At 33.1% G+C, this 11704-nt stretch carries 12 protein-coding genes and 2 pseudogenes; 1 reads left to right on the top strand and 13 read right to left on the bottom strand.

Annotation, left to right across the window (positions count from 1 at the left end; genetic code table 11):
* The 12 genes and pseudogenes from hisH to IDG60_RS16425 form a co-directional block, all read right to left on the bottom strand.
* A pseudogene (gene hisH / locus IDG60_RS16480) lies at positions 1–170 on the bottom strand (imidazole glycerol phosphate synthase subunit HisH); the annotation flags it as partial.
* Positions 167–745 carry an imidazoleglycerol-phosphate dehydratase HisB gene (hisB, locus tag IDG60_RS16475; RefSeq protein WP_000640266.1) on the bottom strand — a complete coding sequence of 193 codons (579 nt, stop codon included), beginning with the start codon at positions 743–745 and terminating at the stop codon, positions 167–169. The pseudogene hisH and the gene hisB, both read right to left, overlap by 4 nt.
* On the bottom strand, positions 714–1727 hold the full coding sequence (locus tag IDG60_RS16470) for a pyridoxal phosphate-dependent aminotransferase (protein ID WP_103182731.1): 1014 nt from the start codon (positions 1725–1727) through the stop codon (positions 714–716). Before IDG60_RS16470 ends, hisB begins: the two co-directional genes overlap by 32 nt.
* A 15-nt stretch (positions 1728–1742) precedes the next feature.
* On the bottom strand, positions 1743–2993 hold the full coding sequence (gene hisD / locus IDG60_RS16465; RefSeq protein WP_000930649.1) for a histidinol dehydrogenase: 1251 nt from the start codon (positions 2991–2993) through the stop codon (positions 1743–1745).
* Positions 2986–3600 (bottom strand): ATP phosphoribosyltransferase, encoded by a 615-nt coding sequence (gene hisG, locus IDG60_RS16460; RefSeq protein WP_000944149.1) that lies wholly within the window; start codon positions 3598–3600, stop codon positions 2986–2988. The genes hisD and hisG overlap by 8 nt, the downstream gene beginning before the upstream one ends.
* A gap of 17 nt (positions 3601–3617) precedes the next feature.
* Positions 3618–4436 carry an ATP phosphoribosyltransferase regulatory subunit gene (locus IDG60_RS16455; RefSeq protein ID WP_001065591.1) on the bottom strand — a complete coding sequence of 273 codons (819 nt, stop codon included), beginning with the start codon at positions 4434–4436 and terminating at the stop codon, positions 3618–3620.
* A gap of 303 nt (positions 4437–4739) precedes the next feature.
* Positions 4740–5864 (bottom strand): polysaccharide deacetylase family protein, encoded by a 1125-nt coding sequence (locus IDG60_RS16450; protein WP_000549222.1) that lies wholly within the window; start codon positions 5862–5864, stop codon positions 4740–4742.
* A gap of 117 nt (positions 5865–5981) precedes the next feature.
* Positions 5982–6479, bottom strand: a complete 498-nt coding sequence (locus IDG60_RS16445; RefSeq protein WP_000610973.1) for a GNAT family N-acetyltransferase — start codon at positions 6477–6479, stop codon at positions 5982–5984.
* Positions 6480–6525: 46 nt separating this feature from the next.
* Complete coding sequence (locus IDG60_RS16440) at positions 6526–7359, bottom strand: energy-coupling factor transporter transmembrane component T family protein (RefSeq protein ID WP_001077823.1); 834 nt, start codon at positions 7357–7359, stop codon at positions 6526–6528.
* Complete coding sequence (locus IDG60_RS16435) at positions 7356–9068, bottom strand: ABC transporter ATP-binding protein (RefSeq protein WP_206160934.1); 1713 nt, start codon at positions 9066–9068, stop codon at positions 7356–7358. Before IDG60_RS16435 ends, IDG60_RS16440 begins: the two co-directional genes overlap by 4 nt.
* A 52-nt stretch (positions 9069–9120) precedes the next feature.
* Positions 9121–9675 carry an ECF-type riboflavin transporter substrate-binding protein gene (locus IDG60_RS16430; protein ID WP_000743711.1) on the bottom strand — a complete coding sequence of 185 codons (555 nt, stop codon included), beginning with the start codon at positions 9673–9675 and terminating at the stop codon, positions 9121–9123.
* A 28-nt stretch (positions 9676–9703) separates the two neighbouring features.
* Complete coding sequence (locus tag IDG60_RS16425; RefSeq protein WP_000528922.1) at positions 9704–10552, bottom strand: SAM hydrolase/SAM-dependent halogenase family protein; 849 nt, start codon at positions 10550–10552, stop codon at positions 9704–9706.
* Positions 10553–10930: 378 nt separating this feature from the next.
* On the opposite strand from IDG60_RS16425, the gene IDG60_RS16420 reads away from it, so the two are divergent.
* The gene (locus IDG60_RS16420; RefSeq protein WP_000181121.1) at positions 10931–11446 is read left to right on the top strand and encodes a YceI family protein; all 516 of its coding nucleotides are present in this window, start codon (positions 10931–10933) and stop codon (positions 11444–11446) included.
* 150 nt (positions 11447–11596) lie between these two features.
* On the opposite strand, the pseudogene IDG60_RS16415 reads toward IDG60_RS16420, so the two are convergent.
* Positions 11597–11704, bottom strand: a pseudogene (locus IDG60_RS16415) (SMP-30/gluconolactonase/LRE family protein); the annotation flags it as partial.

The raw sequence follows: 11704 nt of genomic DNA, 5'->3' as shown, positions 1-11704 counted from the left end.
TTTATCTCTGACATCGCATCTTTAAAATGGCCGACACCGGGCAATATGATTGTTTCTGCTTGATCGATTATTTTTGAGGTATTTGAGACAACCACCTCATACCCTAAATGTTCAATAGCGCGTTTTACATTACTAATATTCCCTAATCCATAATCAACGATGACAATCATTCAATCACACCTTTCGATGACGGCACACGCTGATCATCAGTTGCAGTTAGCGCTATGCCTAATGCACGGGAAAACGCTTTGAATATAGCTTCAATTTCATGGTGTGTATTACCTCCACGAATTAAATCAATATGCGTTGTTAATCTTGCATTGATTACGACCGCTCTAAAAAATTCTTCTACTAACTCCGTATCAAACGTACCAACTTTTTCTTTACTTAATGATGCATTGAATGATAGGTATGGGCGCCCACTTATATCCACAACGACACGTGCTAATGTTTCATCCATTGGAATGTACATCGTTCCATAACGAACGAAATGCTTTTTATCTTTAATCATTTCAAGTAACAATTGGCCAATGACAATGCCGATATCTTCAGTTACATGGTGATCATCTACGTCAATATCACCTTGTGCCTCAATGTTTAATGACAGACCGCTATGAAATGTAAACAATGTTAACATATGATTTAAAAAGCCCACACCTGTATTAATATGCGATGGTGACTGGTCATCTGATATTGAAATATTTAGTTGTGTTTCAGCTGTGTTTCGTTGTTTTTGATAAATCATATTTTGCGCTCCATTCTTTAACAATTTCTTCTAATTGCTTTAACTGCGATGCTGTTGCAATTGAGTATCTTACATAGCCCTTCATCACCGGCTCATCATAAATGCGAGGTTTAAATCCTTGTTCATATACGTATTGTCCTAATTGGTGCGCTGCTGAACCTTTAGTAAGTACAAAATTGGCATTTGATGGGAATACTGACATTTTATCTGCAACATGTGTATCAAATATTTGTTTTAACTGCTCAGCTAACTGTCGTTGCATCGTTAAAAATACTCTTGTCTCTTCTCTATGTCTAAAAATATAAGTCGCAATATTTAGCGTAAATACATTTAATGGATATGGATGTTCTATTTTTTGAATATGCTTTATCGTTCCAGCAGTACTAATTAAGACACCTAATCTTAAGCCGGCAATTCCAAACGCCTTTGATAATGTACGCATTCTTAAGATGTGTGGTGCCAGTTCCACGTCATATGCCGTACCATAATCTAAATATGCTTCATCAATGACAAAGTATCCGTTTAATGCTTTCATCTTATCTGCAATAGCTGTTAAAAATGCCGTATCAAATTGCTTGCCTGAAGGGTTATGTGGATTACTCATAATAAAAAATGATGGTTGTACTTCATCGATTTTCGTTAAAATGGTTTCCAAATCAAACGTTAAATCTGATCCTGCATCTACAAATGCAATTTCACGATTTACTTGTGCCGCATATGCTTGATACATAAAAAAATCAGGATTTAGCGTTAATGCCGGACCTTCTGGCATGATCAGCATTAACTTTTGAATCAATTCATCAGATCCATTTCCTGCAATAATTTGTTCAGGCGATAATCCGTAAAACTTAGCATAAGCTTCCTTGAATTGTTCATATGCTGCATCAGGATATAAATTATATGGCGTTGCACTAATAATAGACGTCATTGTTTTTTCATCCAACGGCGTAACTGGACTTTCATTTTTATCAATATAAATCATTTCAATTACACTCCCCTAAGACTGACGTATTAAAATAGACTGCTGGTGATTGTATAATGCTTCAACATGAGCAATATGTTGTGCTGAATCAGCAATTTGTTCAAACGTATCTTTTGATAAATGGATGACCGTGTTCCGTGTTAAGAAATCATTGACCGATAACCCATTGGTAAATCTAGCTGTTCTATTTGTAGGTAATACATGACTTGGACCTGCAACGTAATCTCCTATGACCTCTGGCGAATAATGTCCAATAAACAATGCACCCACATATTTCACTTTTTCAATATATGGTTGAGGATTTACTGTTTGAATCGACGCATGTTCAGGCGCGATTGTATTCATGACATGGCATGCTTCATCAAAATTACTAGCATGGATAAGGTAGTGTTGATTAGCGATACTTTTAGAAACAATGTCGTATCTGTCCACATTAGGCAATGCTTTAGCAATACGTGATTCTAAATCTTTAAGGACTTGCGCATCTTCACCAATGACATATGTACGTGCTAATTCATCATGTTCTGCTTGCGCAAATACATCATATACGATGGCATCTAAATCTGCGGTGTCGTCAATAATCAGTGCTATTTCTGTTGGTCCTGCAATTTGATCAATACCTACCTGTCCAAATAAATATTTTTTGGCATATGCAACAAATTGGTTACCTGGACCTACAATCTTATCAACTTTAGGTATCGTTTCTGTTCCATAAGTCAATGCAGCAATACTTTGAGCACCACCAACTTGAAACACTTGATTAACTTGCGTAATATAACATGCAGCTAATACCTCTTGGGATACTCCGTTAGGTTGAGGTGGTGTCACAACAACAATATTTTCTACACCCGCTACTTGTGCTAAAGTCGCTGTCATTAGAACCGTTGATGGATAACTTGCTTTGCCACCAGGCACATAAATACCCACACTTTCTAGTGGATGGTATATTTCATAACACTCCACTGATTCTTCTAACTGTTGATTCGTCTGCTTAATACTTTCTTGATATGCTTTAATTCTTTCATAACTTTGTTGTAATGCTTGTTTTGTTTTTTCATCTAATGTGTCAAATGCTGCTTTAATTTGTTCATGACTAATTTCTAAATGATCTGTTTTCGTATGATCGAATGTTAGATTATACATTTTCAAAGCCTTATCTCCATGAACTTTAACTTCCTGACAAATATCGCGAATAATTGGATACAATGACTCATCTAATGGTGCTTCTAATGAAAATTGATTTAAAAATTGTTGTGCATTAAGCATTGGCAATAGACACCTCCAAAGAGCGAATAAATTGCTCTATTAATTGTGATTTTTTAAAATAAGCTGCTTTATTAGTTATTAATCTTGCATTGATATCACTAATATGTTGCTTTTCAACCAGTCCGTTCGCTTTTAGCGTAGTACCTGTTTGAACGATGTCGACAATTCCGTCTACCATATCTACGACACAAGCTAATTCAACAGAACCATTCAATTTAATCAATTCGACATCAATACCTTTTGATTTAAAATATGTTTCAGCAGTATGAACATAACTCGTTGCGATTTTACGATAATTGGTCGTTTCAGGTTTCGCTGCAACCGCAAAATGACATGCTCCAAAAGGCATATTCAACAAATTATTAACATTATATTGGCGCTCATCTAATATGTCGCTACCAACAATGCCTATGTCGGCCATTCCTTGTTCCACATAGATTGGCACGTCACTTCCTTTTACTAAAATGCATTCAATATTATCTACACTTAATAATAATTGGCGTTCTCTATTTTTTAATGTTTCTGATAATGTCGTATATTCAATTACATCTAAATAGTTAATTAAACTATCCATTAGACGTCCTTTGGCTATGGCGATTCTTAACATTGTGCATACTCCCTTACTTAAAGTGTTAATCCTAATCCAAACCCTTCGATGCTTCCTTTGTAATAACCACCTGTTAAAACTCGAGATTCATTTTCAGCAAAATGACATTGAATAAATAAGCCTGTGTAATAGGATCTAGGTGGCTGCGCAGTAATATCTAAATGGATGTCTTTGTAACCTTGTGTATGTAACCAACGTTCCCATATTTTTAATTCAACGAGTGCTGGATGGTCATTTGGAATATAGTGTTCCAATACATTTAATTGTTGTTGCGTATTCTCTTTCAAGATTTGCACGATTGGATGTTCAGTCGACAAATATGTAACCAGTCCCGATAAATTACGTTCCTCAATCATTGATAGTATGTCTGGTGTTTGTAACGATTTATCGAGTAAGGCATCAAGCAATTGATAATGTCCCAATACAACAAAATGCACGTTGTCTCTCAACTGCTGTTGAATAAACTGAATAAATAGCTTTAAGCTCTGTTGTACATTCGCTAATGATGGTGCATAGTTTTCCAAACCCACTTGTACAGCCGCTTCATTATTCCGAATGATTAAACCTGTGTATGCCACTTTTGTTGCTGCAGTTGGATACATTGAGTAATAACGCAATAATTGATCTGTAAAATCATTTCGAAGTGCATAAATTTGATGCTCATGTTGCCAAAAATTTCGCTCACCCATCTGCTGCAAATCCTCATGGTTCAATTGTTTCCAGTCCAACTTTTCAACCACACTAAAATCAACTAACTCATAATCCGCTTTATTAAAATATTTTAAAAATGCTGTTTCCGATTCTTTTAACGCAATTAATTGTTCTGAATTATTCACTCGACCACCCTTTACTTTCAATACTGTATTTAAAATCACTTGGTATTTTCGTTGTTTACTTTACTTCTCTACCACACTAAAGTGTAATATGATTAATAACTTATCATTTTTAGCAATACATTACAACCTTTTTCAGAAAATTCGGTGTATTGTTTTTAAATTTTTACAAAAGAAAAAGGCAAGACATTTGTGCCTATAAAAATGCTAAACCAAGATTTTTATATTGAAGTTGTACTTCTTGCACATATTGTGCTTGCCTTATTATGTAAAGTTATTTTCTTTCTATCTTTTTATTAAATTTAACTATTCTTCATAATCCCGATTACCTTTAAAGAATTGTCTATCTTGTTTACTATATACATTTTCAGGATTAAAAAACGGTTTGAGTTTATATTTAAATTCAAATAAGTTTAGACCATCAATCGCAACCCTATCTTGGTAAACGTTCGTTGCTGATATATCTGTAAAATTGTTTGGACCGACACCTGCAATAAACTTAAACTCTGCTTCATCTACCAAATAATCATACGCTTGTGTATGTCTATCCTGTGCGCCATGTGGAAATACAAACATATCTGTTTTACCTACAATTGGTTCAACTTCATCTTTCCATCTTTTAGTATCACGTTTAATACCTTCTAAAGATGTTTTTTCAAAATTAATGTGACCATATGAATGACTCGCAAATGACCATCCATCCCGTTTCATTGCGCGAACAACTTCCTCAGCTGCCTTTTTATTCTTTGTATAATCTTTACTCGTTAATTCATTCGTGCGATAACCTAATACGCCCTCATAACCGGTTAAAGCAACAACACCTTTTTCACCATTTAAAGAAAAATCTGGATGCTCTTTTACAAATTTATTTAAAATTGGCACGATATCATTGTCATCAGAATAAGTAGCATGACCTTTTTTGTCTGTAGTTTCAGAAACAACATGTTTATTTTTATCGAGTACTAAACGGTCAGCATAACCATGGTGTCTCATGTAACTATAGTAATTCATATCATCAATTGAGATGATTAGTGGCTTTTTACCTTTCGGCAATTTTATTTTTTTGGCTTTTACATGATGAGATGATAAGTCGTATACATCATGTGGATTAACGATGATGTAATTATTTTTATATAATTCGTTCAATGATTTTTTAAATTCACTTACAGTAATCATCCAATCATTGTTGCCCTTAGCTTGGTGTGTATCTCCTGTAAACGCAACTTTTGGGTCTGTAATTAATGGGTGATAAAACACATGATAAACTTGGCCGTGATATGTTTCCCAATGTTCATCCATTTTCGATTTATGCTTTGCATACTCATTTGGATTAACAGATTTATTTTGAGCTTTCTCATTTTGCTTGGAACAGCTATATAGCAATGCAACTGATAATAACAGAAAAAATAGCAATAAATATTTTTTATGCATTAAACATTCTCCCTATGTTTTATTATGCACAATTATAACATTTTTATTATATGGCTCATAACTTTTTAAGAAACTGTTGGGATTTTAATTTTATTTTTTAGATAATGTCATAGTATTTTATTTATAAAACACAATATCTCCTTGATTGATAATGTCGTCCATAGCTTTGTCTCGCTTGAATTTAAGCCTTTCTGCTAAATTTATTGAACGTTGGTTACACTTATTTGTCCTGATAACTTTTACTGTTTCTTGATCGATATAATTCACAAAATTTGTGATTGCTGTAATAGCCTCACATGCGTACCCTTGTCCTTCAAAACTTGGATGTAATTTATAAAATAAATTTAGTACTGTTTCTTGCTTTAATTGTCGATATTCATATCCACAAATACCAATAACACTACAATCTATTTTTTTCACCAATACAAAGTAACCAAATTGATATTGTTGCCAATGGTTTTGCCATTTTTCAATCCACCGTTGTGTGTCTAATTTGGAATTATGTAAACCTTTGGGAGTGTATATATTTGCTTGTGGATGACTACAAATATTATAAAGTTCAATTAAATGCGAGGAACTTGGAATCATTAAATTTAATCTTTCAGTATTTATCATTAAATGTCTCCCTCCTATTTCTATTTAAAGACTATTTATATGAATACTAATGCCACGGGTTGAAATATCGACTATTATTTAAAAAGAATAATGTAACTACTAACATCAGAAGTATTAACGTCAAACACAAAACAACATAATCATCTTTTTTTAATTGTTTTTTGACGTACCAGGTTCTCCTTTTATACTGTCCGAATTGTCTTAACTCCATAGCAGTACTAATAGTGTCAATTCTTTCGATACTAGAAAATATTAAAGGTAACACAATGCGTTTGATACCTTTAACACGGCTAGTAAATTTCGCTTTTTTCGAATTATCATATCCTCTTGCTTGTTGCGCTTGTGAAATATTAAAATATGTTTCTTGAATATCTGGAATATACCTTAATGCTAGTGAGACTGCGTAACTGATTTTATAATTCACACCTAGCTGATTTAAACTTGCAGCAAAATGACTCGGATTCGTTGTGAATAAAAATATTAACGCTAAAGGAACTGTACTAATATATTTTAATATTAGATTAAAAAGATAGAATAATTCCTGTGATGTTAGCGTAAATCGACCAATACCATTGACTAACTCTGTACGCTGATTATAAATCTTCACACCATATTCAGGGTCAAATATGTATACGGCAATAATATTTAATATTGTGAAAAACAGAATGAATTTAACAACAAAGCGAACTTGTTTCCATTCAATATGAGCATATTTGAACAATAAAATAGATGAAGCACTAATTAAAATTAAATATCTTGTGTCATAAGTCACCATTGCAGAAATAGAAACAACTAATAAGAATAAAAGTTTAACAGTCGCATTTAATTGATGAATACGACTATTTCCCGGGTGAAAACCTATAGTATTATATTGATTCATTGGCGTCTCACCTTCCTATCATGGTTAATAAATAATTGTACTAATTTCTGTGGCTCGCTAATCCCTATATATTCGGCCATTTCAAATAGCGATGTTTGTCTCAATGATGCAATCTCACAGATTTTTTTATCATTTAATATCAATACTGGCGTGGTATCAGCAACGACTTGTCCTTTTGATAATACAACTGTTCTTGAACTATACTCAGACAATAAATGCATATCATGCGTAATCATAATAATCGTCTTTCCCTGTCTGTTTAGCTCAATTAAAAATGACATTATCTCATTATAATGATAGAAATCTTGACCAGCAGTCGGTTCATCCAATATGATTATTTCCGGATTTAAGACTAAAACAGATGCTATAGTGACCCTCTTTTTTTGACCATAGCTTAAAGCTACAATTGGCCAATTCCGAAATGCATAAAGTCCGCATATTTTGAGCACATTCTCTACCCGTATCTTTATATCTGATTCTTTCATACCTCGTGCTCTTAACCCTAATGCTACTTCATCGTAAATCATTTTTTCGGAAATCATATGATTTGGATTTTGCATCACATAACCTACGAATTCAGATCGTTCGCTAATTGACAATTGATTAAATCCCCTATTACAAAATTGGATATTACCTGTTATATCTAAAAATCCACAAATTGCTTTAGCAAGTGTTGATTTGCCGGCACCATTGTGACCAACTATACTAAGCATTTCTCTTCTATAAACATTTAATTGAACATTATTAAGTACACTATTACTATAGTCACTATATTGAACACATACCTCATTTAATTCTAATAGCGGTTCAGATTTGTACTTATTATCATTATTTGCAGATGTTTCATCTATCCATTTTTTCACTTTAAATTTAACATGTTCACTCATACAAACGTCACGTAAATTCGCTAAGTTATCAATGGATTCGACATCTACTTCTGCATATTTAAGCGCTGTACAGTATAATGGTTCACGTATGCCTGCTTCTTTAAGCTTAGATGATTTTAGCAAATCACTAGGCGTTGTATTAGCGATGATTTTTCCATCTTTAAAAAGAAGAACTCTATCAAACGTATCATCTAATGATTCTTCTAATCGATGTTCGACAATAATCATCGTTGACTTTGTTTCTTCATGAATATTGTTTAACAATCTCAGCGTTTCATGTCCTGTCGCAGGATCTAAATTGGCCAGCGGCTCATCCAATATTAAAATAGGCGTACGATGGATTAATATACCACCTAATGAAACGCGTTGTTTTTGACCTCCAGATAAATCTTGCGGTCGGTGATTTAAATGTTCTATCATGCCAACTTTTTCAGCCCAATAACTTACATTTTTCTTCATATCATCTTGTTCAACACAATTATTTTCTAATAAAAAGGCCATATCTTCAGCTGCTGTTAAGCCTATGAACTGTCCATCTGTATCTTGTAAAACTGTACCAACAACATTAGATCTATCATGTAAACAACTAACGGTTGCATCTTGATTATTTATATATAGTTCCCCGGTTATGTTACCTTTAGTTTTAAATGGAATTAATCCGTTTATGCAATTTGCAAAAGTCGATTTACCACTACCTGAAGCACCAACTACTAGCACTTTTTCTCCTGGATAAATATCAACATTTATATTCTGTAATGTAGGTGTTGCTTGACTATGATATTGAAAACTAAAGTCTTTGAACGAGATAATTGGTTCAGTCATGATATATCATTACCTTTCTACATTCATTTACATATCTGATTCAACAAAATGATTATTCTTTACGTAAACTACCTTTTTTTATTTGAGATGAAGCATATGCTTTTAATAATATTGTCCCAATAATGCCAACTGAAATAATATTTAATACTGCAGAGATAACACCTTGTGTATAAACCTTGTTAGCCGGTTCGTTATAAATCAAAATATCTAATGTTGGTGCAATAAGTGCCCAGCAAATAATATTCGCAATAATTTGACCGATATTAAAATAAATCATCGATTTCCTAGAAAATAGGCCTGAAGAAAGATTTAATTTTAGGCCAATCCATCCATATAAACAGCCTATAATTCCTGAACAAATAACCCAACTCCACCAAGCACTACCGTATGTCGTGAAATCTTTAATAGCGTGTCCAACTAATCCAGTCATTAAACCAGCAAAAGGCCCAAATATTGCAGATATTAATGCTAAAAATGCATAAGATGTTTCTATATTCGTATTAGGAAAACCTGTTGGTATTACAACAAAACGCCCTAAAATCACAAATACCGCTGCTCCTATACCAATCGCAACAACAGTTTTAACTGAAATATCTTGTTTTTTCATCTTCATTACTCCTTACATAAAAAATTCATTAAATTGATGGTGCTTTAGATAAATGAATCGTCCAATCATTTCCAGTACCAATATGATATAAATCTGAAAATGAGTCTTGATTGACTGCTACACCAATATTTACTAGCGAGTTAACATACACAAGAGGTTCACCCACATTAACATCTGCAAACGATCGCGCAAATTTAATAATATTTTGATAGACTTTCTTATCTTGATGATAAATTGTTACCACCAAATTATTACCATGAACAATTTCCAAGGATTTTAAGAATGCCAATGGAATATTTGTCCATAATGACCCAAATCTGATATCTAAAATATCAATGCTTCCTGTAACAGAATCCTCATTTTTTGTCGCTTCTCTTATTTCTAATGCCTCAATACTATCAACATTAATTGCCTGACCGAGACGTTCAAACGCTATCTTATTTGCAGCTAATCTCGCACCATTGTATGCATAAACATCTCTACCATGAAAAGTATGACTTTCTTCCGAATGAGGCAATCGGCTTTTCACTTCATCAATTTCGATAACTTTTTTAATACCTTCGTAATGTTTAATATGACTTAAAGAACCATTATCAGGTGTAATAATGTAATGACCTGAATATGTTAAGCAAGCAATGCTCCGCCTATCACTACCTACACCCGGGTCTACCACTGATACAAAAACTGTGCCTTTAGGCCAGTATTTTACAGTTTGATATAAACGATATGACGCTACCCAAATGTCATACGGTGGTATATCATGCGTTAAGTTTTCGACACGTATATCATCACTTACAGTATATGCAACTCCATACATTGCACTTACAGCGCCATCACTAAGTCCAAAATCTGATTGCAAAACCAAATAATTTCCCATAAAATGCCTCCTTTTTTAAAACTTCAAAAAAATATAATCTACATATTTAACGTTCTATATTTTGAATTTTCAGAATTATATTAAAATAGTACGAGTCACTTGATGCAAAGTCAATAGTAGTGACTATAAAAATGATAATAATAGTCAGATTTATCTCATTAACTAAATTTCACGGACTTGTAATCACTTCTTTATGTTTGAATTAATTGACTAGGGTATAACAATAGTGTGGTGTTTTATAGGTCATTCTTTAAATACATCACAGAAAATATTCGAATTCGAAATAAAATGCTTGCATCTTTGTTTTTTAGGTGGTATTGTATGTATATCAAGTATAAAAAATATATCTAAGAGATAAAAATATGGAGGTTTTATATTATGACTAACTTTACTTTTGATGGTGCACACAGTAGTTTAGAATTCCAAATTAAACATTTAATGGTTTCTAAAGTGAAAGGTTCATTTGATCAATTTGATGTAGCTGTTGAAGGAGATATTAATGACTTCAGTACTTTGAAAGCTACTGCAACAATTATTCCAAGCTCAATTAACACTAAAAACGAAGCACGTGATAACCACTTAAAATCTGGTGATTTCTTTGGTACTGATGAATTTGATAAAATCACGTTTGAAACAAAATCAGTTACTGAAAACAAAGTTGTTGATGATTTAACAATTAAAGGTATCACTAACGAAGAAACATTCGACGTTGAATTCAACGGAGTAAGTAAGAATCCTATGGATGGTTCTCAAGTAACAGGTGTTATTGTTACTGGTACAATCAATAGAGAAAACTACGGCATTAACTTTAACCAAGCACTTGAAACTGGTGGCGTAATGCTAGGCAAAGATGTTAAATTCGAAGCATCAGCTGAATTCTCAATCTCAGAATAATCTCATTACACAATCCTCATTGTTTTAATATATATATACGAAATGCCAACTATATCATCCCTAGGTATAGTTGGCATTTTTCGTTTAACTCATGTGTAACAAGCACTAACTGTTCACCCTAATTTAAGACGCCTTTCATTCAGGTAGGTCTTATTGAAACTGAAAACTTTGATGACCTTTTGCAAAGCCATTAACTGTATAAAGCATAGATCCTCCGCCCATTTCTATATCATTGGAACAAATGATGAGTTGATTTGT

It is taken from the genome of Staphylococcus sp. EG-SA-2 (genome assembly GCF_017152085.1).
This window is presented reverse-complemented; position numbering and strand designations above follow the sequence as displayed.